This window comes from Pseudomonas sp. RHF3.3-3 (genome assembly GCF_048069595.1).
Taxonomy (GTDB): Bacteria; Pseudomonadota; Gammaproteobacteria; order Pseudomonadales; family Pseudomonadaceae; genus Aquipseudomonas; species Aquipseudomonas fuscovaginae_B.
Map to the genome: position 1 here is coordinate 940,364 of NZ_CP182250.1, position 23,637 is coordinate 964,000.

The window sequence follows — 23,637 nt, forward strand, 5'->3', positions numbered from 1 at the left end:
CGGTGAGGTCCGTTCGCCACGGTCAACAACCTGGCGGGGAAAAGAGCCGTTTATCTGGGCGGATAGTTGGCCATCACCTGGGCCACGGTCCGGTTGATGGCGGCGCTGCGTTCGGCAGGCGTTGGCGTGTTGTCCACCGCCTGTTCGGCGCTGCCGCGCCAGACCAGCTTGCCGTCCTTGCCGTCGAAGAGGTCCACCTGGATCGTCGCGACCTGGTAGTCGATGTTGCGGACCTCGGTATAGCCCGGGCCCGCCCACAGGCCGCCGCCACGCCATGGGCCGCCCCAGGCGCCGCCGTAGTTGGTGCTGATCTGTTGCTGGCGGTTGTCGACGATCAGGTAGGCCTGCACCTTCAGGTCGGCCTTGCCACCGGCCGGCGCCGGACGCAGGCCACGCTGGTCGAGTTGCTCGGCGACCGCCTGGCGGATGCGCTGTTCGGTCAGGTCGCTCTTGATCCGTGGATCATCCGGTCGATATTGCAGCGCGGGTTCTTTCCAGCTCCAGCTGCGGTAGCCGGCGAAGTCGCGGCTGGCGTCGAAGTCGTGGTTGACCTGGGTGGTTTCGCAGGCGCTGAGCAGCACGGCAAAAGCCACTAAAGCGAGACGGCGGAACATGATTTTTCTCCGGTAGCCTGGCAGGTTGGTTAGCTGGGCGGGTAGGCGGCCAGGGCCTTGTGCACCGCTTCGCGCAGGGCATCCGCGCGTTCGAGCTGATTGCCCTGGTTGGCCGTTTCGGCGCTGGCGCTCCAGACCGGTTGGCCGGTCGCCGCGTCGAACAGGCTGACACGCGCGACGAGCACCTGGACTTCATAGGTGCGCACGATCGGCACGCTGTTGTACACGCCGTAGCGGTTGCCATACGGCCCCCCGCCATAAGCCCCGGCGTAGCCATAGTCCTCCTGGACCTGGCGCAGGCGTTTCTCCAGGTGCACGTCGGCGCTCACCCGCAGGTCCGCCGGCGCTCCGTCACGCCGGGGCCGCAGGCCCTGTTCGTCGAGGGCGTTGCCGACCATCTCGGCCAACTGCGCGGAGTCGGCCCAGGTGGTGCCGGCGGGCAGGCGATCGTTGAGCCAGGCCCAGGTCCGATAACGGCCATAGTCACGGGCCGGCGCCGGGTAGGCGCTCAGGTCGAGAGTCCTGGCGGCCTGGGGTGGCGCTGGCGGGATCGGCATCGAACTGGCGGTGTACGGGTTCGGGCTCGAACAGGCTGCCAGCCCGAGGCACAGCATTGACAGCACGAAACGGCGATTCATTGCATCCTCCGTATCACACCGGACGGCAGATCCAGTGCAGGTAGCGCCCCAGCCCGGCAAAGCTGGGGTGGCGACGATGGGCCAGTTCCATCTCCAGCAGGTCGACCAGTTCGGCGCGATTCTGGAACTCGACCGGCATGTAGTCATGGAACACCCGCACGCCGCTTTGGGTCTCGACGCTCCACAGACCTTCAAGTTGCGCCGCCAGCTCCCGAGGATCAAGCGGTTGTTGCGGGGTCAGGCTCTGTTTCTCGCCGGCCATGTCGTTCTTGCGCATCTTGCGGAAATGGCCCTTGAGCAGGTTGCGGTAGATCAGCGCATCGCGGTTGTAGAAGGCCAGGGACAACCAGCCGCCGGGTTTCGCCAACTGGTGCAGCACCGGCAGGATCGCGTGGGGTTCGGCCAGCCATTCCAGCACCGCGTGGCACAGCACCAGGTCGTAGGGCTCGGTGAGCTGGCCGAGCAGTTCCTGCCACGGCGCCTGGATGAAGATCGCCGGCTGCCCGGCCTCGGCGAAGCGTTGGCGGGCACCTTCGAGCATCGGCTCGGCGGGCTCGGCCAGGGTAACGTGATGACCGCGCTGGGCCAGCCACAGCGACATGTGGCCGAGCCCGGCGCCGATATCCAGCACCCGCAGCGGCCGGTCCGGCAGGCTTTCGGCGAGGTCGGCCTGCAGCACCGCGAGGCGGATCGCGCCCTTGGCGCCGCCGTAGATCTTCTCGGCGAAGCGGGTGGCCAACTGGTCGAAATGACGGTCGCTCATTGGGCGAACCGCCGTTCGCTGTCGGCCAGCTTGGCACGCACCACTTCGTTCATGTCCAGCCCCAGTTCGCTGCACAGCAGCAGGAGATAGAGGACGATGTCCCCGACTTCCTGCCCGGCATGGGCGAGCTTCTCCGCGGGCAGCTGGCGTGACTGATCCTCGGTCAGCCACTGGAAAATCTCCACCAGTTCGGCCATCTCGACACTGGCGGCCATCGCCAGGTTCTTCGGGCTGTGGAATGGTTTCCAGTCGTTGCGATCGCGGATGCCGTGCAGGCGTTGGGTCAGTTCGTCGAGGTTCATGCGTGGTGTTCTCCTTCCAGGCGACTAGCTTCCGGTGGATGGGAGCGGGAAGCAAGGGCCTGGCCATGAAGAGAACGTGCCAGGCGGATGAAATATTCATCGGCCTCAGCCAATTGTCAGCTTGCCTCAGGCGATGGGCTGCCAATGACCGCTCATGTGTTCCAGCTCGCCGGCGCCGAGCAGCCGCAGGTCGCCACTGGAGCCCGGAACGCTGGCGTAGAGCACCATTTCGTTGGGCAGGTGCACCGGTTTCCTGAACGTCACCGCGATCTCGATATTCGCCGCCGGCAGGTGGTTGCCCAGGGCCGCCAGAGTGCGGGCCTTGTTCCACAGACCGTGGGCGATGGCTCTGGGAAAACCGAACAGCCGGGCGCTGAGGGCGCTCAGGTGGATCGGGTTGTAGTCGCCGGAAACCTTGGCATAGTGGCGGCCGATATCGCCCGGGCACGGCCAGCGCGTCAGTTCCAGCAGGGGCGCCGACTCGGATTGCAGGGCCGCGGGTGGCCCGCCCGGCAGCTCGACGCCGCGACAGAGCATGCGGCTCTCAGCTTCCCACAGCGGGCCCAGGGCATCGTCGATCTGGGTCACCAGGTCGAAGGTCGCGCCCTTGGGGTGCGGTTGCAGGTTCTGCACCTGCACCCCGACCCGCAGGCTGGTGACCCCGCCGAGCGGGCGCAGGATGCGGATGCGGTTGCTCAGGTGCACCAGGCCCAGCAGCGGAAAGGGAAAGTTTTTCGCGGTCAGCAACTGCAATTGCAGGGGAAAGGCCAGCACATGGGGATAGGTCGCCGGCATCAGGCCGGTGTCGCCGAACCCGCAGATCCGCCGGTAGGCGGCCAGGCGCTTGGTGTCGACGGTGGCCCAGCAGCGCAGGCCCTCGCTTGGCAGTTGCGTGCCGGTGATCTTGCGGCGGCGGGCTGCCCGGAGATACAGGCCGGGCAGCCCGGGGGCAGTGGTCAGGTATTGCCAGTTCACCAGCATGCTCAGGCCCCCAGTACGCTTTGTCCACAGACCCGCAGGGCCTGGCCGCTGACCGCGCCGGAGCCCGGCTGGGCCAGCCAGGCCACGGCTTCGGCGACATCCTGGGGCAGACCGCCCTGGCCCAGGGAACTCATGCGCCGCCCGGCTTCGCGCAGGGCGAAGGGGATGTGCGCGGTCATCTGCGTTTCGATGAAGCCGGGAGCCACCGCGTTGATGCTGATGCCGCGCTCGCGCAGCAGCGGGGCCCAGGCTTGGGCCAGACCGATCAGCCCGGCCTTGCTCGCGGCATAGTTAGTCTGGCCGCGGTTGCCGGCGATCCCGCTGATGGAGGCCAGCAGGATCACCCGGCCGTGGTCGTGCAGGGTGCCGCTGTCGAGCAGCGCCCTGGTCAACACCTGGGGGGCGTCGAGGTTGACGGCCAGTACCGCGTCCCAGAACTCCGGGGTCATGTTCGCCAGGGTCTTGTCGCGGGTGATGCCGGCGTTGTGGACGAGGATGTCGAGCCCGTCCGGCAGTTGCTCCAGCAATTGCGTGGCGGCATCTTCGGCGCAGATATCGAGGGCGATGCTGCGCGCGCCGAGGCGGGCGGCAAGGGCTTCGAGATCGCTCCTGGCCTGGGGCACGTCGAGCAGGATGAGGTCGCCGCCATCGCGGGCCAGGGTCTCGGCGATGGCAGCACCGATGCCCCGCGCCGCGCCGGTGACCAGCGCCTTGCGGCCGGCCAGCGGGCGGCTCCAGTCCAGCACCCGGCGGCTGCAGGCGCTCAGGTACAGCACCTGGCCGCTGACATAGGCACTTTTCGGGGACAGGAAGAAGCGCAGGGCGCCTTCCAACTGGTCCTGGGCATCGTCATCCACATACAGCAACTGCACGGTGCCGCCGTTGCGCAGTTCCTTGGCCAGCGAGCGACTGAAGCCCTCCAGGGCCCGTTGTGCGCTGGCGGCGAAGGGATCGCGCAGGCTCTGCGGGGCGCGTCCGAGCAGCAGCACATGGGCGCACGACTCGAGGTTCCTCACCAGCGGCTGGAAGAATTCGCGTAGTTGCTTGAGCTGGTCCACCTGTTCGATGGCGCCGGCGTCGAACACCAGCGCCTTGAGGCGGGGCCCGTGGCCGGGAATCCAGGCGCTGCAGCCAGGCACTTCGCTGCCGTAGCTGTAGACCGCATCGGTCAGCCGCTGGGCGAACCCGCCGATCTGCGCGGCCAGGGGCCCGCCGCCCAGCAGCAGGGCGCCCTCGACCGGCCGCAGGCGGCCGGCCTGCCAGCGCTCCAGACGCGTCGGTGCCGGCAGGCCAAGCGCGCCGACCAGGCGCTGGCCGATCGTCGAGTTGGCGAAGTCGATATAACGGTCAGACATGGAACGCTCTCCGGCGACAGGGGTTCAAAGGTGGACCGCGAAGGCGTGGCGGTGGTTCGTTTTCTAAGAAAGGTCCTACTCTTTTAGCGGCAGTGTCATTCGAATAATAGGGAGTTTTTTATGAATACGTTGCGCCGTGTTGCGATCATCGGGGGCAATCGCATTCCGTTTGCCCGCTCCAACGGTGCCTATGCCAGCGCGAGCAACCAGGCGATGCTGACGGCGGCGCTGGAAGGGTTGATCGAACGTTTCAACCTGCATGGCCTGCGCCTGGGGGAAGTGGCGGCGGGTGCCGTGCTCAAGCATTCGCGGGATTTCAACCTGACCCGCGAGTGCGTGCTGGGCTCGCGGCTGTCGCCGCAGACCCCGGCCTACGATATCCAGCAGGCCTGCGGCACCGGGCTGGAGGCGGCGTTGCTGGTGGCGAACAAGATTGCCCTGGGGCAGATCGAGTGCGGTATCGCCGGTGGCGTCGATACCACTTCCGATGCGCCGATCGGCGTCAATGAAGGTCTCCGACAGATCTTGTTGCAAATCAATCGGGGCAAGAGCCTCGGGGAGAAACTCAGGACCCTGCTGCAATTGCGCCCTGGGCACCTGAAACCTGAACTGCCGCGCAATGGTGAGCCGCGCACCGGGTTGTCCATGGGGCAGCACTGCGAGTTGATGGCCCAGGCCTGGAGTATCCCGCGTGACGAGCAGGACCAGTTGGCCCTGGAGAGTCATCGCAAGCTGGCCGCCGCCTACGCCGAAGGCTGGCATGACGACCTGCTCACGCCCTTTCTCGGCCTGAACCGTGACAACAACCTGCGCCCCGACCTCAGCCTGGAAAAGCTCGCGGGGCTCAAACCGGTGTTCGAGCGCAGTGCCAGGGGAACGCTGACGGCGGGCAATTCCACGCCGCTGACCGATGGCGCCTCGCTGGTGCTGTTGGGCAGCGAGGACTGGGCGCGCGAACGCGGGCTGCCGGTGCTGGCCTACCTGCGTGACGGCGAAGCGGCGGCGGTGGATTTCGTCAAGGGAGCTGAGGGGCTGCTGATGGCGCCGGTCTATGCGGTGCCGCGGCTGTTGGCGCGTAACGGCCTGACCTTGCAGGACTTCGACTACTACGAGATTCATGAGGCGTTCGCCGCCCAGGTGCTGTGCACCCTGAAGGCCTGGGAAGATCCGGAATACTGCAGGAACCGGCTGGGGCTCGACGCGCCGCTGGGGTCGATCGACCGCAGCCGGCTCAACGTCAAGGGCAGCTCATTGGCGGCGGGACATCCATTTGCGGCCACGGGTGGGCGAATCGTCGCCAACCTGGCGAAACTGCTGGACCGGGCGGGGCAGGGGCGCGGTCTGATCTCCATCTGTGCGGCCGGCGGCCAGGGCGTGACGGCGATCGTCGAGCGCTGATGCAGTACTTGTGGGCATTACCTGCTTTCTGTGGAGGGGGCATTGTCTTGTGTCTGGCTCTGGCCTAAGGTCGCATCCGTCAGCCACCAGGCGCTATAAGGTTCAGTCATGTCGAACAACGGACAACGCGGGCCCGAGCGGCAGATCCCGGCGCTGTCGGCCCTGCCACGTCCGCTGTATGCCCGGGCGGAAAGCCTGGATGCCGGTTCCTGGACCTCACGGCACAGTCACGACTGGGTGCAGTTTTCCTATGCCATCAGCGGCGTCCTGGGTGTGCACACCGCCGAGGGCAGCTTCTTCGCACCACCACAATGGGGGGTATGGATCCCGGCCGGGCTGGAGCATGAGGTGGTGACTTCGATGCAGGCGGAAATGCGCAGCCTGTATGTGCGCAGGGAGGACTGCCGGTGGGCGGCGGAGCGTTGCCGGGTGCTGGAGGTGACCCCGCTGGCGCGGGAGCTGATCAAGAGTTTCTGCCTGCTGCCAGTGGATTATCCCCAGGAGGGCAGCGCCGAGTCGCGTCTGGTACAGGTGTTGCTCGATCAGTTGGCGAGCCTGCCGGAAGTGGGGTTTTCCCTGCCATTGCCGCGCCATCCGCGCCTGCTCGGCCTGTGCAATGAGTTGATCGAAAGCCCGGAACAGGGCGCGAGCCTGGGGCAGTGGGCGCAACGCCTGGGGATGTCGGAGAAGACCCTGATGCGCCTGTTCCAGCGCGAGACGGGGCTGAGTTTCCGTGGCTGGCGCCAGCGCATGCGGCTGTTGTCGTCCCTCGGTGCGCTGGAGGAGGGGGACAGCGTGACGCGGGCGGCGCTGTCCTGCGGGTATGACTCGACCTCGGCGTACATCGCGGCGTTCAAGGGCTTGTTCGGCTATACGCCGGGGGAGCTGTTCCGCCACTGAAACGAACCTTGAGGAGCCCTTCGCGGGCAAGCCCTGCTCCTACAGGTTTGTGTCGTACACAAAACGGCTGTACGACACAAACCTGTAGGAGCAGGGCTTGCCCGCGAAGGAGCCCTTGAACCTTGGCTGGAATACTGACCGGATGCCTGAATCAGGTCCGGAAACGCTTGACCAGGCTGTCCAGCTCATTGGACAGCCCGGCCAGGCTCTGGGAGTCCAGCCGCGCCGAGTTTGCCAGTTCCGCCACCAGTTGCGCATCGCCATGAATCTGGCTGATGTGCCGGTTGATGTCTTCGGCCACCTGATGCTGCTCCTCCGCCGCCGTGGCGATCTGGGTGTTCATGTCACGGATCACGTCCACCGATTCGCGGATCTGCCCGAAGCTGCTGCGGGCCAGGCCGATGCGTGTCACCGACTCCTGCGAAACCTCGAGGCTGGCGTGCATCTGTTGCGCCACCTGGCTGGTGCGCTTGGCCAGGTTGCCCAGCAGCCCGTCGATTTCCGCGGTGGAGTCCGCGGTACGCTTGGCCAGTGCCCGCACTTCGTCCGCCACCACGGCGAAGCCACGGCCCTGCTCGCCGGCCCGGGCCGCCTCGATCGCGGCGTTCAGCGCCAGCAGGTTGGTCTGCTCGGCGATCGAACGGATGGTGCCGAGGATCGACTGGATGTTGTTGCTGTCATTCTCCAGTTGCTGCATCGACTGGGCCGACTGTTCGATTTCATGGCTCAACTGGTCGACGCTGTGCACTGCCGCGTCGATCTGCTGCTGGCCTTCGCGGGCCTGGCGCTGGCCGCTGTCGGCGGACTCCGCAGCCTGGCTGCAGGAGCGCGCGACCTCGTTGGCGGTGGCGACCATCTCGTGGAAGGCCGTGGACACCATGTCCACCGCTTCGCGCTGGCGTCCGGCGGCGTCGGCCATGTCGTTGGAGACGCGGGTCGAGCTGTGCGACGAATCGAGGATCTTGTTCGCCGACTGGCCGATATGCTGGATCAGCCCGCGAATCGCCCCCAGGAACTGGTTGAACCAGCCGGCCAGTTGCGCGGTTTCGTCGCTGCCACGGACCGTCAGGTTCTGGGTCAGGTCGCCATTGCCCTGGGCGATGCCCTCCAGGCCGCTGGAAACCCCACGGATCGGCCGCACGATGAGGCTGGCGAAGCTGGCTCCGACCAAGGCGAAGACTACCGCGAGCACCAGGGCGATGATCCCGATCAGCCAGGTCAACTGGTTGGCGCTGCTCATCACTTCGCTCTGCTTGACCATGCCGATGAAGGTCCAGCCCAGCTTTTCCGATGGCCAGACATTGGCCATGTAGCGTTCGCCATCGATCTCGACTTCCACCAGGCCCTTGCCGGCCTTGGCCAGTTCGGCATAGCCGCCGCCGAGGCTGTCGAGGTTCTTGAAATTGTGCTCCGGCTGCTTGGGGTCGACCAGCAGGTTGCCGCTGTTCTCCATCAGCATCAGGTAGCCGCTGTCACCGAGCTTGATCTGCTTGACGATTTCGGTGAGCTGCTTGAGGGTCACGTCGACGCTGACCACGCCGCCCTGGGCGCCAAGCTTGTTGTCCACGGTACGCACGGTCGCGACCATCACCGCGTCGTCGGGTGCCCAGTAGTAGGCCGCGGTGCGCACGGTCTTGCCGGGGTTGGCCAGGGCGGTCTTGTACCAGGGACGTGCGCGTGGATCGTAATTGTTGAGCTTCAGGTCTTCCGGCCAACTGACATAGCCGCCGGTGCCGACGCCATAGGACACGTAGGAGTAGGCCGGGTGGGTCTTGGCCAGGCCTTCGAACAGGTCGAATATCTGCTTGTCCTGCTCGCCGAGTGGCCCCTGGGGCGGGGTGGCGCTCATGTAGGTCTTGAGGCTGCCATCGGCATTCCTGAGCAGCGGATGATTGGCCATGTAATCGATGTTCTGGCTGACCCCATCGAAGAACACCTGTATCGCATTGTTGACCTGGCGGATTTCCCGGCCGCTGCCATCGACGAAGTTGGTGCGCGCCTCACTGCGCAGATTCAATACCACCAGGGTGGCAACCAGCACCACCGGCAAACAGGCGACGACTGCAAACGCCCAGGTCAACTTCTGCTTGATGTTCATCCGCGCTCCAGATTTGTTCTTTTTGGCCCGCGGGCGACGATGACACGCGGAACAGGGCTGCTGTGAAGGTCGAGCGGCAATGAAGATCCGTTTCGCAGGCGGCGTGCCGAATGTCCGACAAAATCACCACTCTCTCTGAGCGCTTCGGCCCAGATGGAAAAAAATTTAGACCATCTGGCGAATATTCGCGTTTTTGCCGAGTATTCGTGTTCCGGTCACGGTCGGAGATGAGAGGATGCAGGAGTGGGAATGCTCTGGCAGGTGTCGGCTATCATCCTGTAGCCCGCTGGAATTGCCGCAGGAATCTGGCACATTGAGTGCATTGGAGGGCATTCGAGGTCGGCATCTTTCGCACGCTGTGCGAGGATGGTCGTGCACGAATGATGGTCGCGTATTTGGTAACAAGGACCCAGAATAAAAGCTGATGAAGACTCCAAAACGCATTGAACCGCTGATCGAGGACGGTCTGGTCGACGAGGTGCTGCGCCCACTCATGAGTGGCAAAGAGGCAGCTGTCTACGTGGTGCGCTGCGGCAAAGAGCTGCGTTGCGCCAAGGTTTACAAGGAGGCGAACAAACGAAGTTTTCGTCAGGCGGCCGAGTATCAGGAAGGCCGCAAGGTGCGTAACAGCCGCCAGGCCCGGGCTATGGCCAAGGGTTCCAAGTTCGGCCGCAAGGAAGCCGAGGATGCCTGGCAGAACGCCGAAGTGGCGGCGCTGTTCCGCCTGGCCGGTGCCGGTGTGCGGGTGCCCAAGCCGTTCGACTTCCTCGATGGCGTGCTGTTGATGGAGCTGGTGGCGGACGAGCACGGCGATGCCGCGCCGCGTCTCAATGATGTGGTGCTGGAACCGGAGCAGGCGCGCGAGTATCACGCCCTGCTGATCTCGCAGATCGTGCGGATGTTGTGCGCCGGCCTGGTGCACGGTGACCTGTCGGAGTTCAATGTGCTGCTGGCACCGGATGGTCCGGTGATCATCGACCTGCCCCAGGCGGTGGATGCGGCGGGCAACAACCATGCCTTCAGCATGCTCGAACGCGATGTCGGCAACATGGCCGCGTACTTCGGCCGCTTCGCCCCGGAGCTCAGGCAGACCCGTTATGCCAAGGAAATGTGGGCCCTGTACAAGGCCGGCACCCTGCATCCGGAGAGCGTCCTGACCGGCCGGTTCGCCGAGGAGAAGGGACGGGCGGATGTCCGTGGCGTGCTGCGCGAGATCGAGGCGGCGCGTTTCGACGAGGAACGCCGGCAGGCGATCCGCTCGGCAGAAGATGCCCCGCGCGGGCGCCATGCCGAAGAGCCGACGCCCCCCTGGATGCAGCGCTGATACGCAGGCTCAGGCCTTGGCGCAACAACTGCCCGAGGCCAGGTCCTTGAGGATCGGGCAGTCCGGGCGGTGATCGCCATGGCAATGCTCCACCAGTTCCTGCAAGGTGTCGCGCAAACCGACCAACTCGTCGATCTTGCGGTTCAACTCGTCGATATGCTGGCGTGCCAGGGCCTTCACGTCGGCGCTGGCGCGCTGGCGGTCCTGCCAGAGCGTCAGCAGCTTGCCGACTTCCTCCAGGGAGAAGCCCAGGTCCCGCGAGCGCTTGATGAACGCCAGGGTGTGCAGTTCATCCGGACCGTAGAGACGGTAGCCGCTGTCGGTGCGGCTGGCGGCCCTGAGCAGGCCGATGGACTCGTAGTAGCGAATCATCTTGGCGCTCAGGCCACTCTGGCGGGCTGCTTGGCCGATGTTCATGCCGTCTCCTTCAATCGAGGTCTGTAGGTTTCCAGGTCTTGAGCAGCAACGCGTTGCTGACCACGCTGACGCTGGACAGGGCCATCGCCGCGCCCGCCAGTACCGGGTTGAGCAGGCCGAAGGCGGCCAGCGGGATGCCGATCAGGTTATAGACGAAAGCCCAGAACAGATTCTGCCGGATCTTCGCATAGGTCTTGCGGCTGATTTCCAGCGCCGCCGGCACCAGTCGTGGATCGCCGCGCATCAGAGTGATACCGGCGGCCTGCATGGCGACGTCGGTGCCGCCGCCCATGGCGATGCCGATATCCGCGGCGGCCAGGGCCGGGGCGTCGTTGATGCCGTCGCCGACCATCGCCACCACGCCGCTCTTTTTCAGTTCGCCGACGGTAGCGGCCTTGTCGGCCGGCAACACTTCGGCGTGCACATCGTCGATGCCCAGGGCCTCGGCCACCACGTTGGCGCTGCCGCGGTTGTCGCCGGTCAGCAGGTGGCTGCTGATCTGCCGTGCGCTCAGTTGGGCGATCGCCTGCGCTGCGCCGGCCTTCAGCGTGTCACCGAAGGCGAACAGTGCCAGCACCCGGGGTTGCGGACTCTGTTCGATCAGCCAGGACAGGGTCCGGCCCTCGGCCTCCCAGGCTTGCGCCGCGTGTTCCAGGGGGCCGGGCTGCAGCCCGCTTTCGTCGAGCAGGCGGCGGTTGCCCAGGGCCAGGGCGCGGCCGTCCAGTTCGCCGGCGATGCCGCGTCCGGTCAGCGAGCGGCTGACCCGGATATCCGCGACCGCCAGGCCGCGTTCGGCACAGGCATCGAGCACCGCCCTGGCCAGCGGGTGTTCGCTGCCGCGTTGCAGGGCGCCGGCCAGTTGCAGGGCCTGCGCTTGATCCGCGTCGACGGCCGACAGGTGGGCGATGCGCGGGGTGCCGGAGGTCAGGGTGCCGGTCTTGTCGAACACCACGCGGCTGACCTCATGGGCCCGCTCCAGGGCTTCGGCGTCCTTGATCAGGATGCCGTGGCGCGCGGCGACGCCGGTGCCGGCCATGATCGCGGTGGGCGTCGCCAGGCCCAGGGCGCAGGGGCAGGCGATCACCAGCACCGCCACCGCGTTGATCAGCGCCGTTTCCAACGGCGCACCGTACAGCCACCAGCCGACCAGGGTCGCCAGGGCCAGCAGCAGGACGCTGGGGACGAACACCTGGCTGACCTTGTCCACCAGCTTCTGGATCGGTGCCTTGCCGGCCTGGGCGTCTTCCACCAGGCGGATGATCCGCGCCAGGACGGTTTCGGCACCCAGCGCCAGGGTCCTGACCAGCAGGCGGCCTTCGCCGTTGATGGCGCCGCCGGTGATCCTGTCTCCCGGCTGTTTCGGCACCGGCAGGCTTTCGCCGCTGATCAGCGCTTCGTCGGCGTGGCTCTGGCCCTCGACCACCTCACCGTCGACCGGAAAGCGCTCGCCGGGCTTGACCAGCACCAGGTCGCCGAGGCGCAGGGTGCTGATGGCGACTTCCTGTTCGCGCCCGTCGATCACCTGGATCGCCCGTTCCGGGCGCAAGGCTTCCAGGGCGCGGATGGCGCTGGCGGTCTGGCGCTTGGCGCGGCTTTCCAGGTATTTGCCCAGCAACACCAGGGCGATCACTACCGCCGAAGCCTCGAAATACAGGTGGGGCATGTGCCCCGGGTGGGCGTTGGCCCACTGGTAGAGGCTCAGACCATAGCCGGCGCTGGTGCCGAGGGCGACCAGCAGGTCCATGTTGCCGGCACCGGCCCTGACCGCTTTCCAGGCCGCGACGTAGAAGCGTGCGCCGAGGATGAACTGCACCGGTGTCGCCAGGGCGAACTGCAGCCAGGCCGGCAGCATCCAGTCGTACCCGAAGGGCTGGGCGAGCATCGGCAGCACCAGCGGCAGGGCCAGGGCGAGAGCCAGCAGCAGGTGCCAGCGTTCACGCCCCAGGCGTTGTTCCTGCGCCTGGGCGACGTGGCTGTCGGCCTCGTGCAGGCTTGCCGAGTAACCGGCGGCCTCGACAGCGGCGATCAGCGTGGCGGGGTCTGGCTGCCCGAGCAGTTGGACGTGGGCTCGTTCACTGGCCAGGTTGACGCTGGCACTGCGTACCCCGGCAACCTTGTTCAGCGCCCGTTCTACCCGACCGGCACAGGAGGCACAGGTCATGCCGCCGATGTCCAGTTCCAGCTCCTGGCTGGGCACCTGGTAACCGGCCTGCTCGACTGCCTGCAGCAGCGCCGGCAGGCTGTCGGCGGGGGCCTGGACCCGGGCCTGTTCGGTGGCGAGGTTGACGCTGACCGCACTGGTGCCTGCCACTTTGCGCAGGGCCCGCTCGACCCGGCCGGCGCAACTGGCGCAGGTCATGCCGGCGATCGGCAGGTCAAAGGAGATGGATTCCGGCATGGGCGATACTCCTGAAGAAGTTGCCCACAGGATCAACCTTGCCACGTGGGCAAGGTCAAGCCTCTATTTCAGGTTGCCTGCGGTCTATTGATAACCCAGGGGCACCTGCTTGAGGCGCAGGCCGGCGGGGCTGGCGACAATGGCGAACTTGCGCACGTCGCCGCCGTTGAGCTTGATCACCTGCTCGGGCGCCGCCAGCATGCTGGCGTTGCAGCCCGGGGCCTGGCTCGGCAGGGATTTGAGGCGCACCGAAACATCGCCAGGCGGCAGGTTGAAGGAGGTGGCCTGCTCCTGGAACAGCCGCGCCGACAACTGGTCCTGCAGGTAGACGCCGATTTCACAGGGGGTCGAGACCTCCAGGCGTTCGCGGGAGATGATCAGCACCCCATAGTTTTCTCCGGCGGCGCTGGCAAAGGGCGACGCCCCGAACAGGCTGAGAAGGCCAAACAGGCCGAAAGCTGACCAGCGCATGGCTGAATCTCCTACGGTTGAATCGTTGATGACGAAGCTTGGCGCAGGGGCGAGCGAAATGCCAGCCCGGCAGATTGTCCAGGAACTTGACCTTGCCATCGTGGCAAGCCTGAAACTGTCTTCAACCTCAATACAGGAGAAGCGTCATGCAAGTCTTCAATGTTCAAGGGATGTCCTGCGGTCACTGCGTCAAGGCGATCACCGAAGCGGTCCAGGCCCGGGACCCGGCGGCCAGTGTGCGGGTCGACCTCGGGGCGAAGGAAGTCGGGGTGCAGAGCCGACTGTCGGCCGATGAGATCATCAGCGTCATCGTCGAGGAAGGCTACCAGGCGAAGCTGGCCAGTTGAAATCGGGGCCTGCCCGACTGACCGAGTACGTTGGTCGGGTATTTATTTAGTTAGCGACCTATCGGAATGTTCAAGGCATTCGTGCACGGTTAGACTACGCGCCCTGCGCACAGCTGCTGACCGGATGCCTGATGAACCTACGTACAATTCTGATTCTTGGGGCCCTGAGTGCCTTCGCCCCCCTGGCCATCGATTTCTACCTGCCGGGGTTCCCGGCGATGGCCGTCGCCTTTGGCACCGACGAAAAACATATTCAGCTGACGCTGGCGGTGTACTTCTTCGGCCTGTCCATCGGCCAACTGGTGTACGGTCCGCTGGCGGATCGCTTTGGCCGGCGTGGACCGTTGCTGGTCGGTGTCGGCCTGTTCACCGTGGCGTCGCTGGCCTGTGCCTTCGCGCCGAGCCTGGAGTGGCTGATCGCCGCGCGGTTCCTGCAGGCGCTGGGGGGCTGTGCGGGTTCGGTGATTTCCCGGGCGGTGGTCAGCGACCAGTGTGACGCGGTGGGTTCGGCCAAGGTCTTCTCGCAACTGATGCTGGTCACCGGACTGGCGCCGATCCTGGCGCCCATGCTCGGTGGGGTGCTGGTCAACCTCTACGGCTGGCAGTCGATCTTCATCGTGCTGACGTTGTTCAGTGCCTTGTCCGCCTTGGCCGTGGCCCTCGGCCTGCCGGAGAGCCTGCCCGCCGGCCAGCCGCGCCAGCCGTTGTCAGGCGCGCTGCGCCAGTATGGGCGCCTGTTGTCCGACCGGGTGTTCTTCGGCCACGCCCTGACCGGTGGCATCGCCATTGCCGGGATGTTTGCCTACATCGCCGGTTCGCCTTTCGTCTTCATCAAGTTGTACGGCGTGCCCGCCGAGCATTACGGCTGGTTGTTCGGCAGCAACGCCGCGGGCTTCATCCTGGTGGCCCAGGTCAATGCCCGCCTGCTGGGCAAGCTGGGGCCGGCGCTGCTGCTGAGCCGTGCGGTGTGGGCCTACGTGCTGGCAGGGCTGGTCCTGCTCGGTATCAGCACCTTGCGCCCCACGCAGCTCTGGCCGTTGCTGATCCCGCTGTTCATCTGCATCGCCAGCCTTGGCTGCATCGTCCCCAACGCCGCCGCCTGTGCCATGCGCGGTCAGGGCGCGCGGGCCGGCAGTGCCTCGGCGATGCTCGGCTGCCTGCAGTTCAGCGTCGCCGCCGGTGCAGCGTCCCTGGTCGGGTTGCTGCACGATGGCAGTGCGACGCCGATGGCGCTGGTGATCGCGTTGTGCGGTGTGCTGGCGGTGACGGTCGCCATGGTCACGCGGCGCCTGGAGAGGGCGCGGGTGGTCGCCGGCTGAATCAGCCTACGGCACGCTGTTGTTCGGGAAAGGTATGGGGAGCCTGCAGGCGGGCTTGCAGGGTGGTGACGAAGGCGCGGGCTTCGGCTTCGCTGCGGAATGTCACTGCATGCTGGTCGAGCCGGACCTGCCACTGGCTGCCGTTGGTTTTTGCTAACTCTTTTACAAGGATCTTCATGGCTGACTTCCTTTGGTTGGCAAAGGCGGCCATTGTAAACCTGAATCCATGTATGAATATGACGGTGATCAAGGATCTGACTGACGGTATTTCCGCCTCTTTTGTCAGAGGCGGATGACGGATTTTTGCCGGCGATTGCCGGCTTTTCTCGCCTGGGATATCACCGCGGGAACGACGATCCGCACCATCGTTCCCGCCGCCACTGCTCAGAACCCTTCCAGCACGATCTTGCCCTTGGCCTTGCCGCTTTCCAGCAGGGCATGGGCTCGGCGCAGGTTGCTCGCGTTGATTCGGCCGAAGTGTTCGCCGAGGGTGGTCTTCAATACGCCCGCGTCGATCAGTTCGGCGACCCGGTTGAGCAGGTTGTGCTGTTCGATCATGTCCTCGGTCTCGAACATCGAGCGGGTGTACATGAACTCCCAGTGCAGCGACAGGCTCTTGCGCTTGAGCTGGCTGACATCCAGGCTTTTCGGGTCATCGATCAGCGCCAGCTTGCCCTGGGGCTTGAGGGCCTCGACCAGTTGTTCCAGGTGGGTGTCGGTCTGGGTCAGGCTGGCCACATGGGTGACCTGGGCCTGGCCCCGGCCCTTGAGCTCTTCGCTCAGCGGTTTGCTGTGGTCGATCACCAGGTCGGCACCGAGTGCCTGCACCCAGTCCCGGGTCTCGGGGCGCGAAGCGGTGCCGATGACCTTCAGGCCGGTCAGTTGGCTGGCCAGTTGCGTCAGGATCGAACCCACGCCCCCGGCCGCGCCGACGATCAGCAGGCTCTGGCCCTGGTCGGCCTGGCCTTCGCTGACCTGCAGGCGCTCGAACAGCAGTTCCCAGGCGGTGATCGCGGTCAGCGGCAGGGCCGCCGCTTCGGCGAAACCGAGGCTTTTCGGCATGTGCCCGACGATGCGCTCGTCGACCACATGCAGTTCGCTGTTGGCGCCGGGGCGGATCAGCGAGCCGGCATAGAACACCTTGTCGCCGACCTTGAACAGGCTGACCTCGCTGCCGACCGCCTTGACCACGCCGGCCACGTCCCAGCCCAGCACCCGGGCTTCGCCGTTGGCCGGCGGCATGTTCTGGCGGACCTTGGTGTCCACCGGGTTGACCGAGATGGCCTTGACCTCGACCAGCAGGTCCCGGGGACCTGCGACCGGGGTGGGCAGTTCGATGTCTTGCAGCGACTGTGGATCGTCGATGGGCAAGGCGGCGTAGAAGGCAATGGCTTTCATGATGGGCTCCGCAAACGCGACAGGGGATGAGTGAAGGGGCGGGCCCCTTCGATGGCGCAATGATTGGCTATTTCCCTTGGCGATAAAACCGGCTAGAACTGCAGGCTCTTTCAATGATTTTTTGATAATGCCGAGGGCCGGGATGCTGCGTTTCGATGATTTGCAATTGTTCGTCAGGGCGGCCGACCTGGGCAGCCTCTCCGCCGCGGCACGGGTCATGGACCTGTCGCCGGCGGTGGCCAGCGCCTCGCTCAAGCGCATCGAGCAGCAGCTCGGCGCGCGTCTGCTGGCCCGCTCGACCCGCAGCCTGCGGCTGACGGCCGAAGGCGAGGGGTTCCTGGAATACGCCCGTGCGGCCCTGAGCAACCTCGACGAGGGCCGGCGCCTGCTGGCCAGCGGCCAGGACCAGGTCAGCGGTGTGCTGCAGTTGTCGGCACCTTCGGATTTTGGTCGCAACGTGTTGCTGCCCTGGCTCGACGAGTTCCAGCGCGAGCATCCGCGGCTGACGGTGCGTCTGCTGCTGGGCGACCGGATCGCCGACCTGTTCCGCCAGCCGGTGGATATCGCCCTGCGTTATGGCGAGCCGGAGGATTCGAGCCTGGTCGCGCTGCCGATCGCCGCCGACAATCGCCGGGTGCTGTGCGCCGCGCCGGACTACCTGGCCCGGCATGGCGAGCCGACGACCGTTGAGCAACTGGCCCAGCACAATTGCCTGCTGTTCATGCTCGGCAGCCGGGTCCATGATCACTGGAGCTTTCACGATGGTCGGCGCGACATCGGACTGACGGTCAGCGGCGACCGTTTCAGCGACGATGCCGACGTGGTGCGCCTGTGGGCGCTGGCCGGGGCGGGGATCGCCTACAAGTCCTGGCTGGATGTCGGTGCCGATGTGCTGGCCGGGCGCCTGAAGGTGCTGTTGCCGGAACTGTCCTGCGAGCGGGCGCCGCTGAATCTGCTGTGCGCCCATCGCGCTCAATTGAGTAAGCCGGTGAACCTGTTGCGCGAGATGCTCACCCGGCGTTGCGCCGAGCTGTCGCGGCGGGCCCCGGTGCGCCCCGCGCACGGCATGGAGTAGCTGGCGCCTCTTGTTACAACCCGTGCAGGAATAAAAGTCGGCGCCTGTGGCATTGTGGTTTAGGCTTGAATCTATTGGATCCAATGCCCGAGAGATGACACGTATTTTGTTACGTTTGCCGGAGTTGATCGACGGATAGCCAGGAACTCCCGGCTTTTGGCCTTTTTGCATCCTGGTTTGAATTCAGGACATGCTCGGTATGGCGTTGTGTATTCGATCAATGTTTCAACAGGGAGTGAAGACATGGAATATGCACCTTGCATCAGTCAGATAGCCACGCTGCTTGCGGACCCCAAGCGCAGTGCGATGATGTGGGCGTTGCTTGACGGCAGCGCGCGGTCCGCCGATGAACTGGCCCTGCTGGCCGGGTTGTCCCTTTCATCCGCCAGTGCCCATCTGGCACGGCTCAGTGCCGGCGGCCTGCTGCGCCTCGAGGCCCGTGGGCGCAAGCGTTTCTTCCGCCTGTCCGCGCCGGAGATCGCGACGGCCGTGGAAGCCCTGGCCAACGCATCGCTGGCCAGCGCACCGTTGGCGGTGAACCACTCGATCAAGCTGCAGGCCCCGGACGCGGCGGCGCTCAAGCGTGCGCGACAATGCCACGACCACCTCGGTGGCGAGCTGGCCTGCGAGCTGTATCAGCGGCTGCTGGCGGCCGGCTGGATCGAGCAGCACGACCAGCGCATCCGGGTGACCAGCATCGGCGCCCAGCGTTTCGCCGAGCGCGGCTTGTACATCCAGGCGTTGGCCCATGGACGCCACGAGACGGTCTGTGTCTGCCATGACGTGCGCGAACGCCGTCCACACCTGGGCGGCGTTCTTGGCGCGGGCCTGTTGCAGTTGTTCCTGCAGTCGGGCTGGCTTGGCCTGATGGAGGACTCCAGGGCGCTGCGAGTGTCTGCCAACGGTGAACGGCAGATCGACAAGTTCGCCGCCCTGGTCGAGCTCGAACTGGCCGGCTGAGCCGCGCCGCTGTCTGCGGCAGGGAGGCCGCAGGCGTCGCTCACGGTTGCGGGCAGGTCGTCCTCAGGCGCAACGCCATCCGGTGATGCCGCACACTCGATCGAGCATTCGAATCGAGGGATATCCCATGGAAACTCAAGGCTACAGCGCGGCGGAACGTCTGGAGCGGTTACCGATCAGCGGTTATCACCGGCTGATCTTCATCATCATTGCCCTGGCCTTTTTCTTCGACTCGATGGACCTGGCGATGATGACCTTCCTGCTCGGCTCGATCAAAGCCGAGTTCGCCCTGAGCAGTGCCCAGGCCGGCCTGCTGGCCAGTTCGAGCTTTTTCGGCATGGTGCTGGGGGCTTCGTTGTCGGGCATGCTCGCCGACCGTTTCGGACGCAAGCCGGTGTTCCAGTGGAGCATCGTGTTGTGGGGGCTGGCCAGCTACCTGTGTTCCACGGCGCAGACCCTGGAGATGCTGACGCTGTTCCGGGTGCTGCTGGGGATCGGCATGGGCATGGAATTCCCGATCGCCCAGTCGATGCTCTCGGAGTTGATTCCGACCAAACGACGCGGGCGCTATATCGCCCTGATGGATGGCTTCTGGCCGCTCGGTTTCGTCGCGGCGGGGCTGCTGTCGTATTTCCTGCTGCCGCTGGTGGGCTGGCGGGACATCTTCCTGGTGCTGGCGGTGCCGGCGGTGTTCGTCCTGGCGATCCGCTTCTTCATCCCCGAATCGCCGCGCTGGCTGGAACAGGCCGGCCACCACGACGCGGCGGACCAGGTGCTGCGCGGTATCGAGGAACGCGTACGGGCCTCGCTGAAACTTGCCACGCTGCCGACGCCGGAGCGCCTGCCCCGTGGTGTCGGGCGTGAGCCGAGCTTCTTCGCCGCGTTCCGGCAGTTGTGGTCGCCGCTGTACCGCCAGCGCACCCTGATGATCTGGAGCGTCTGGTTCTTTGCCTTGCTGGGCTTCTATGGCCTGACCTCGTGGCTCAGCGCGTTGCTGCAGCAGTCGGGGTTCGCGGTCACCCAGTCGGTGTACTACACGGTGCTGATTTCCCTCGGCGGGATTCCCGGTTTTCTGGTGGCGGCCTGGCTGGTGGAGTTCTGGGGGCGCAAGCCGGTGTGCATCGTCACCCTGCTCGGCGGCGGGGTAATGGCGTTTCTCTATGGGCAAAGCGCGGTGTTCGGGGGTGAAGTGAGCCTGTTGATCGGCTCCGGGCTGCTGATGCAGTTCTTTCTGTTCGGCATGTGGGCGGTGCTCTACACCTACACGCCGGAGCTGTATCCGACCTCGGCGCGGGCGACCGGCTCGGGGTTCGCCTCGGCCATCGGCCGGGTCGGTTCGCTGCTCGGGCCGTTGGTGACCGGCTTGGTGTTTCCGGTGCTGGGGCAGGGCGGGGTGTTCGCGCTGGGGGCGCTGTGCTTTGCGATCGCGGCGCTGGTGGTCGGCTGCTTCGGCATGGAGACCCGCGGGCGTTCGCTGGAAGAACTGAGCGAGGCCGCTGGCTGATTCGGCCGTGGCCAACGCCCCTTGTGGGAGCCGGGCCTGCCCGCGAAGCTTTTAGCGGCCTCAACGGCCTCTTCGCGGGCAAGTCGGATCGCCGCACCGCCGGCTCCTACAGGTATCGGTCCAGATACAGCTACTGGTCAGATACAGGGATCGGTCATGGCTTGACCAGGCGCGCATCCAGGCTGTTCTGCGCCAGGCGTCGGGCCTGGTCCTGGGTCATGCCCAGGTGGGTGTGCAGGGCATGGAAGTTCTCGGTGACATAACCACCGAAGTACGCCGGGTCATCCGAGTTCACTGTCACCTTCACGCCACGCTCGAGCATGTCGAGGATGTTGTGTTGGGACATGTGGTCGAACACGCACAGCTTGGTGTTCGACAGCGGGCAGACCGTCAGCGGAATCTGCTCGTCGATGATGCGCTGCATCAGCCGCTCATCCTCGATGGCCCGCACGCCGTGGTCGATCCGCTGGATCTTCAGCAGGTCGATGGCTTCCCAGATGTACTCCGGCGGACCTTCCTCGCCCGCGTGGGCCACGGTGAGGAAACCCTCGGCGCGCGCGCGGTCGAACACCCGCTGGAACTTGCTCGGCGGGTGACCCATTTCCGAACTGTCCAGGCCGACCGCGACGAACGCATCACGGAATGGCAGTGCCTGGTCGAGGGTCTTCTGCGCTTGCTCTTCGCTCAGGTGCCGCAGGAAGCTGAGGATCAGGCCGTTGGTGATGCCCAGTTGCTGCTCGCCATCCTTGAGGGCGGCGGCGATGCCGTTGAGTACCACTTCGAAGGGAATGCCCCGGTCGGTGTGGGTTTGCGGGTCGAAGAACGGCTCGGTGTGGACGACGTTCTGTTCCTTGCAGCGCAGCAGGTAGGCCCAGGTCAGGTCGTAGAAGTCCTGGGAGGTGCGCAGCACGTCGGCGCCCTGGTAGTACAGGTCGAGAAATTCCTGCAGGTTGTTGAAAGCGTAGGCCTGGCGCAGGGTGTCCACATCCTTCCAGGGCAGGGCGATCTTGTTGCGCTCGGCCAGGGCGAACAACAGCTCGGGCTCCAGCGAGCCCTCGAGGTGCAGGTGCAGTTCGGCCTTGGGTAGGGCGTTGAGCCAGTCGTACATGTTCGGTTCTCATCAGGTGCAGATCGCGAACATACTACAGATGTGAAACAAAATATTTGCTAAAACCTGACCAGGCGTTCAGCGTGCCTCTGTCGCCTACAAGGAAGAAACGCTGTCGGTTCGCCGCAGTCTGTAAGTCATCACCCTCGAGATCCTCCGATGCTCACTCTGTTACGAGAAGAAAAATACCTGCTGTTGGCCCTGATCATGGCCGTGCTCGCCTTCCCCCTGGAACATGCGCTGCTCGGCAACGGCCGTGGCGTGGCACTGATTGCCGGGCTGGTGCTGATCGGCGCCATCGTCTGCGCCTCGATGCGCGTGGCGCACCATGCCGAGTTGTTGGCGGAAAAGGTCGGCGACCCCTACGGCACGATGATCCTGACCCTGTCGGCAGTGCTGGTGGAAGTGGTGATCCTGGCGATCATGATGAGCAACGAGGCGTCGCCGACCCTGGTGCGCGACACCATCTATTCGGCGGTGATGCTCGATATCAACGGCATCCTCGGCCTGGCCGCGCTGATGGGCGGCATCAAGCATGGCGAGCAGCCCTACAACGATGACTCGGCGCGCACCTACAGCGTGATGATCCTCACCGCCATGAGCGTGTCCATGGTGGTGCCGGAGTTCATTCCCGAGTCGGACTGGAAGGTCTATTCGGCGTTCACCATCGGCGCGATGGTGCTGCTGTATACCCTGTTCCTGCGCATGCAGGTCGGCCCGCACAGCTACTTCTTCAGCTACAGCTACCCGGAGAAAAAACGTCGTGAGGCGGGCCATGAGGAACATGCGCCGGGTGGCCTGACCCAGTCGATCGTCACCCTGGTGCTGGGGATCGTGGTGATCGGCGCCCTGGCCGAGGTGATGTCCAAGGCTCTCGATCTCGGCCTGGAAGGCAGCGGTGCGCCGCCGGTGATCACGGCGATTCTGGTGGCGGCCATTTCCGCCGCGCCGGAAATCCTCACCGCCCTGCGTGCGGCCCTGGCCAACCGCATGCAGTCGGTGGTCAACATCGCGTTGGGCGCGTCGCTCTCGACAGTGATCCTGACGGTGCCGGTGATGGAGGCCATGGCGCTCTACACCGGCCAGCCGTTCCAGATGGCGATGACGCCGGTGCAGACGGTGATGGTGCTGATCACCCTGGTCGTCAGCGCGATCAACCTCAACGACGGTGAAACCAACGCCATCGAGGGCATGACGCACTTCGTGCTGTTCGCCACCTTCGTCATGCTCTCGCTGCTGGGACTGTAGGCCGGCCTTACCAGGGAATGGTCTCGCCCTTGTAGTTGATGAAGTGATGGCCGCCGCGGCCGGCGAAGGCGTTCACCTGGTCGACCAGGCCGCGGGTGCTGGTGGCGACGTCGATCTGCGCGTCTTCGCCGCCCATGTCGGTCTTCACCCAGCCGGGGTGCATCGACAGCACGGTGAAGGTCGGCGCCTCGATTTCGCTCAGGAAGCTGTTGGTCATCGAGTTCAATGCGGCCTTGCTGGCCTTGTAGAAGGCCAGCTCCGGCGCGTCGGGGGTGGTCACGCTGCCCAGCCCCGAGCTCATGAAGGCAATCACGCCATAGCCCGGGCGGATCTGTCCGACGAAGCGCTGGGCCAGGGCGACCGGTGCGATGGCGTTGGTCAGAAACAATTGGCCGATATCCGCCAGTGAGGCATTGGCCGGCTTCTGGTCGGCCGGGCCCTTGACCCCGGCGTTGACGAACAGCAGGTCGAACACCTGGCCTTGCAGGCGCTCGGCGAGGGCGGCGGCGGCGGCCTGGTCGTCCATGTCCAGGGTCTCGATGCGCACCGGGCCGGCCGCTTTCAGCGCGTCGGCCTTGCCGGCATCGCGCACGGTGGCGGTGACGTTCCAGCCATCGGCCAGCAACTGTTGCACCAACCCCAGGCCGAGGCCTCGGGAGGCGCCGATGATCAATGCGTTCTTACTGCTCATGGGGGTAATTCCTTGTGTCATGAAGTCTGGATGCTCAAGGGACAACGCTGTTGCAGGCGCAGTTCGTCCGGCCCGGCGATGCGCGTTTCGACCAGGTTCGGCTTGCTCTTTAGCCGTTGCGTGACCTGCGCAGGGTTTGACCTTCGAGCATACTCCAGGCTCCAGGCTCTGTGTTCCCTGAATCAGCCTGGCGTTGCACGGGCTGGGTGCTCAAGCCTGAGAGAATGGGGCGTGGTTGATCAAAAAATAGCCAGTTGTGCGCCGGCCAGATCGGATCGGCCGCCGGGCCACCCTTGCACGGGTTATCCACAGCTTGCTCCACAGTATT

At 65.4% G+C, this 23,637-nt stretch carries 23 protein-coding genes and 1 pseudogene; 9 read left to right on the forward strand and 15 right to left on the reverse strand.

The genetic code is table 11. The features are described from left to right. Window positions 1-50: 50 nt before the first annotated feature. From ACMGT0_RS04180 to ACMGT0_RS04205, 6 genes are all read right to left on the reverse strand, one after another. Complete coding sequence (locus ACMGT0_RS04180) at window positions 51-614, reverse strand: DUF4136 domain-containing protein (protein WP_054060091.1); 564 nt, start codon at window positions 612-614, stop codon at window positions 51-53. 29 nt (window positions 615-643) lie between these two features. Further along, on the reverse strand, window positions 644-1,252 hold the full coding sequence (locus ACMGT0_RS04185) for a DUF4136 domain-containing protein (protein WP_054062196.1): 609 nt from the start codon (window positions 1,250-1,252) through the stop codon (window positions 644-646). A 13-nt stretch (window positions 1,253-1,265) separates the two neighbouring features. Next, on the reverse strand, window positions 1,266-2,015 hold the full coding sequence (locus ACMGT0_RS04190) for a methyltransferase domain-containing protein (protein ID WP_054060092.1): 750 nt from the start codon (window positions 2,013-2,015) through the stop codon (window positions 1,266-1,268). Further along, window positions 2,012-2,317 carry a MazG-like family protein gene (locus ACMGT0_RS04195; RefSeq protein ID WP_054060093.1) on the reverse strand — a complete coding sequence of 102 codons (306 nt, stop codon included), beginning with the start codon at window positions 2,315-2,317 and terminating at the stop codon, window positions 2,012-2,014. Before ACMGT0_RS04195 ends, ACMGT0_RS04190 begins: the two co-directional genes overlap by 4 nt. A gap of 126 nt (window positions 2,318-2,443) precedes the next feature. Next, window positions 2,444-3,298 (reverse strand): MaoC family dehydratase, encoded by an 855-nt coding sequence (locus ACMGT0_RS04200; protein WP_054062197.1) that lies wholly within the window; start codon window positions 3,296-3,298, stop codon window positions 2,444-2,446. A gap of 2 nt (window positions 3,299-3,300) precedes the next feature. Continuing rightward, entirely contained in the window at window positions 3,301-4,653 is a 1,353-nt protein-coding gene (locus tag ACMGT0_RS04205; RefSeq protein WP_416771606.1) for a 3-oxoacyl-ACP reductase, read from the reverse strand. 120 nt (window positions 4,654-4,773) lie between these two features. Between ACMGT0_RS04205 and ACMGT0_RS04210 the strand changes: the two genes are divergently transcribed. Together ACMGT0_RS04210 and ACMGT0_RS04215 are read left to right on the forward strand one after the other, a co-directional pair. Beyond that, complete coding sequence (locus ACMGT0_RS04210) at window positions 4,774-6,051, forward strand: acetyl-CoA C-acetyltransferase (RefSeq protein WP_054060655.1); 1,278 nt, start codon at window positions 4,774-4,776, stop codon at window positions 6,049-6,051. Between the two features lie 108 nt (window positions 6,052-6,159). Beyond that, window positions 6,160-6,951 (forward strand): AraC family transcriptional regulator, encoded by a 792-nt coding sequence (locus ACMGT0_RS04215; RefSeq protein ID WP_054060656.1) that lies wholly within the window; start codon window positions 6,160-6,162, stop codon window positions 6,949-6,951. 151 nt (window positions 6,952-7,102) lie between these two features. Here the strand turns inward: ACMGT0_RS04215 and ACMGT0_RS04220 are convergent, their stop codons facing one another. Then, window positions 7,103-7,870: a methyl-accepting chemotaxis protein gene (locus ACMGT0_RS04220; RefSeq protein ID WP_416773413.1), complete on the reverse strand. Its 768-nt coding sequence runs from the start codon at window positions 7,868-7,870 to the stop codon at window positions 7,103-7,105. Between the two features lie 90 nt (window positions 7,871-7,960). After that, window positions 7,961-9,049: pseudogene (locus ACMGT0_RS04225) on the reverse strand (cache domain-containing sensor histidine kinase); the annotation flags it as partial. A 424-nt stretch (window positions 9,050-9,473) separates the two neighbouring features. Between ACMGT0_RS04225 and ACMGT0_RS04230 the strand changes: the two are divergent. After that, complete coding sequence (locus tag ACMGT0_RS04230; protein ID WP_054060658.1) at window positions 9,474-10,373, forward strand: PA4780 family RIO1-like protein kinase; 900 nt, start codon at window positions 9,474-9,476, stop codon at window positions 10,371-10,373. Between the two features lie 9 nt (window positions 10,374-10,382). Here ACMGT0_RS04230 and cueR read toward each other — a convergent pair whose 3' ends face one another. The 3 genes from cueR to ACMGT0_RS04245 form a co-directional block, all read right to left on the reverse strand. After that, complete coding sequence (cueR, locus tag ACMGT0_RS04235) at window positions 10,383-10,790, reverse strand: Cu(I)-responsive transcriptional regulator (RefSeq protein ID WP_054060659.1); 408 nt, start codon at window positions 10,788-10,790, stop codon at window positions 10,383-10,385. Between the two features lie 10 nt (window positions 10,791-10,800). Then, a complete protein-coding gene (locus ACMGT0_RS04240) occupies window positions 10,801-13,188 on the reverse strand; it encodes a heavy metal translocating P-type ATPase (RefSeq protein ID WP_416771609.1) in 2,388 nt (795 codons plus the stop codon). An 84-nt stretch (window positions 13,189-13,272) separates the two neighbouring features. Then, window positions 13,273-13,659: a hypothetical protein gene (locus ACMGT0_RS04245; RefSeq protein WP_017903813.1), complete on the reverse strand. Its 387-nt coding sequence runs from the start codon at window positions 13,657-13,659 to the stop codon at window positions 13,273-13,275. A 146-nt stretch (window positions 13,660-13,805) separates the two neighbouring features. Between ACMGT0_RS04245 and ACMGT0_RS04250 the strand changes: the two genes are divergently transcribed. Beyond that, entirely contained in the window at window positions 13,806-14,006 is a 201-nt protein-coding gene (locus ACMGT0_RS04250) for a heavy-metal-associated domain-containing protein (protein WP_054056988.1), read from the forward strand. 131 nt (window positions 14,007-14,137) lie between these two features. Continuing rightward, window positions 14,138-15,325: a multidrug effflux MFS transporter gene (locus tag ACMGT0_RS04255; RefSeq protein WP_416771611.1), complete on the forward strand. Its 1,188-nt coding sequence runs from the start codon at window positions 14,138-14,140 to the stop codon at window positions 15,323-15,325. A gap of 1 nt (window position 15,326) precedes the next feature. On the opposite strand, the gene ACMGT0_RS04260 is transcribed toward ACMGT0_RS04255, so the two are convergent. Both ACMGT0_RS04260 and ACMGT0_RS04265 read right to left on the reverse strand, forming a co-directional pair. Then, on the reverse strand, window positions 15,327-15,503 hold the full coding sequence (locus tag ACMGT0_RS04260) for a hypothetical protein (protein WP_192842657.1): 177 nt from the start codon (window positions 15,501-15,503) through the stop codon (window positions 15,327-15,329). A gap of 206 nt (window positions 15,504-15,709) precedes the next feature. Continuing rightward, complete coding sequence (locus tag ACMGT0_RS04265; protein ID WP_054056987.1) at window positions 15,710-16,723, reverse strand: zinc-binding alcohol dehydrogenase family protein; 1,014 nt, start codon at window positions 16,721-16,723, stop codon at window positions 15,710-15,712. 142 nt (window positions 16,724-16,865) lie between these two features. Here ACMGT0_RS04265 and ACMGT0_RS04270 point away from each other — a divergent pair, with 142 nt between their 5' ends. The 3 genes from ACMGT0_RS04270 (at window position 16,866) to ACMGT0_RS04280 (ending at window position 20,262) form a co-directional block, all read left to right on the forward strand. Then, window positions 16,866-17,798 carry a LysR family transcriptional regulator gene (locus ACMGT0_RS04270; RefSeq protein WP_054056986.1) on the forward strand — a complete coding sequence of 311 codons (933 nt, stop codon included), beginning with the start codon at window positions 16,866-16,868 and terminating at the stop codon, window positions 17,796-17,798. A gap of 243 nt (window positions 17,799-18,041) precedes the next feature. Then, window positions 18,042-18,758, forward strand: a complete 717-nt coding sequence (locus ACMGT0_RS04275; protein WP_054056985.1) for an ArsR/SmtB family transcription factor — start codon at window positions 18,042-18,044, stop codon at window positions 18,756-18,758. A 127-nt stretch (window positions 18,759-18,885) separates the two neighbouring features. Continuing rightward, the gene (locus ACMGT0_RS04280) at window positions 18,886-20,262 is read left to right on the forward strand and encodes an MFS transporter (RefSeq protein ID WP_054064684.1); all 1,377 of its coding nucleotides are present in this window, start codon (window positions 18,886-18,888) and stop codon (window positions 20,260-20,262) included. A 154-nt stretch (window positions 20,263-20,416) separates the two neighbouring features. On the opposite strand, the gene ACMGT0_RS04285 is transcribed toward ACMGT0_RS04280, so the two are convergent. Continuing rightward, complete coding sequence (locus tag ACMGT0_RS04285) at window positions 20,417-21,370, reverse strand: adenosine deaminase (RefSeq protein ID WP_054056984.1); 954 nt, start codon at window positions 21,368-21,370, stop codon at window positions 20,417-20,419. A gap of 159 nt (window positions 21,371-21,529) precedes the next feature. Here ACMGT0_RS04285 and ACMGT0_RS04290 point away from each other — a divergent pair, with 159 nt between their 5' ends. After that, window positions 21,530-22,618, forward strand: a complete 1,089-nt coding sequence (locus ACMGT0_RS04290; protein ID WP_416771615.1) for a calcium:proton antiporter — start codon at window positions 21,530-21,532, stop codon at window positions 22,616-22,618. A gap of 7 nt (window positions 22,619-22,625) precedes the next feature. On the opposite strand, the gene ACMGT0_RS04295 is transcribed toward ACMGT0_RS04290, so the two are convergent. After that, window positions 22,626-23,309 (reverse strand): SDR family oxidoreductase, encoded by a 684-nt coding sequence (locus ACMGT0_RS04295; protein ID WP_054056982.1) that lies wholly within the window; start codon window positions 23,307-23,309, stop codon window positions 22,626-22,628. Window positions 23,310-23,637 lie beyond the last annotated feature (328 nt).

Bases quoted from the DNA above. Each gene is read 5' to 3' on its own strand.
- ACMGT0_RS04270 (WP_054056986.1), top strand. From the start codon at position 16,866: ATGCTGCGTTTCGATGATTTGCAATTGTTCGTCAGGGCGGCCGACCTG.
- ACMGT0_RS04295 (WP_054056982.1), bottom strand. From the start codon at position 23,309: ATGAGCAGTAAGAACGCATTGATCATCGGCGCCTCCCGAGGCCTCGGC.
- ACMGT0_RS04210 (WP_054060655.1), top strand. From the start codon at position 4,774: ATGAATACGTTGCGCCGTGTTGCGATCATCGGGGGCAATCGCATTCCG.
- ACMGT0_RS04205 (WP_416771606.1), bottom strand. From the start codon at position 4,653: ATGTCTGACCGTTATATCGACTTCGCCAACTCGACGATCGGCCAGCGC.
- ACMGT0_RS04285 (WP_054056984.1), bottom strand. From the start codon at position 21,370: ATGTACGACTGGCTCAACGCCCTACCCAAGGCCGAACTGCACCTGCAC.
- ACMGT0_RS04180 (WP_054060091.1), bottom strand. From the start codon at position 614: ATGTTCCGCCGTCTCGCTTTAGTGGCTTTTGCCGTGCTGCTCAGCGCC.
- ACMGT0_RS04280 (WP_054064684.1), top strand. From the start codon at position 18,886: ATGGAAACTCAAGGCTACAGCGCGGCGGAACGTCTGGAGCGGTTACCG.
- ACMGT0_RS04275 (WP_054056985.1), top strand. From the start codon at position 18,042: ATGGAATATGCACCTTGCATCAGTCAGATAGCCACGCTGCTTGCGGAC.
- ACMGT0_RS04220 (WP_416773413.1), bottom strand. From the start codon at position 7,870: ATGGCCGACGCCGCCGGACGCCAGCGCGAAGCGGTGGACATGGTGTCC.
- ACMGT0_RS04185 (WP_054062196.1), bottom strand. From the start codon at position 1,252: ATGAATCGCCGTTTCGTGCTGTCAATGCTGTGCCTCGGGCTGGCAGCC.
- ACMGT0_RS04230 (WP_054060658.1), top strand. From the start codon at position 9,474: ATGAAGACTCCAAAACGCATTGAACCGCTGATCGAGGACGGTCTGGTC.
- ACMGT0_RS04190 (WP_054060092.1), bottom strand. From the start codon at position 2,015: ATGAGCGACCGTCATTTCGACCAGTTGGCCACCCGCTTCGCCGAGAAG.
- ACMGT0_RS04245 (WP_017903813.1), bottom strand. From the start codon at position 13,659: ATGCGCTGGTCAGCTTTCGGCCTGTTTGGCCTTCTCAGCCTGTTCGGG.
- ACMGT0_RS04290 (WP_416771615.1), top strand. From the start codon at position 21,530: ATGCTCACTCTGTTACGAGAAGAAAAATACCTGCTGTTGGCCCTGATC.
- ACMGT0_RS04215 (WP_054060656.1), top strand. From the start codon at position 6,160: ATGTCGAACAACGGACAACGCGGGCCCGAGCGGCAGATCCCGGCGCTG.
- ACMGT0_RS04200 (WP_054062197.1), bottom strand. From the start codon at position 3,298: ATGCTGGTGAACTGGCAATACCTGACCACTGCCCCCGGGCTGCCCGGC.
- cueR (WP_054060659.1), bottom strand. From the start codon at position 10,790: ATGAACATCGGCCAAGCAGCCCGCCAGAGTGGCCTGAGCGCCAAGATG.
- ACMGT0_RS04250 (WP_054056988.1), top strand. From the start codon at position 13,806: ATGCAAGTCTTCAATGTTCAAGGGATGTCCTGCGGTCACTGCGTCAAG.
- ACMGT0_RS04195 (WP_054060093.1), bottom strand. From the start codon at position 2,317: ATGAACCTCGACGAACTGACCCAACGCCTGCACGGCATCCGCGATCGC.
- ACMGT0_RS04260 (WP_192842657.1), bottom strand. From the start codon at position 15,503: ATGAAGATCCTTGTAAAAGAGTTAGCAAAAACCAACGGCAGCCAGTGG.
- ACMGT0_RS04240 (WP_416771609.1), bottom strand. From the start codon at position 13,188: ATGCCGGAATCCATCTCCTTTGACCTGCCGATCGCCGGCATGACCTGC.
- ACMGT0_RS04255 (WP_416771611.1), top strand. From the start codon at position 14,138: ATGAACCTACGTACAATTCTGATTCTTGGGGCCCTGAGTGCCTTCGCC.
- ACMGT0_RS04265 (WP_054056987.1), bottom strand. From the start codon at position 16,723: ATGAAAGCCATTGCCTTCTACGCCGCCTTGCCCATCGACGATCCACAG.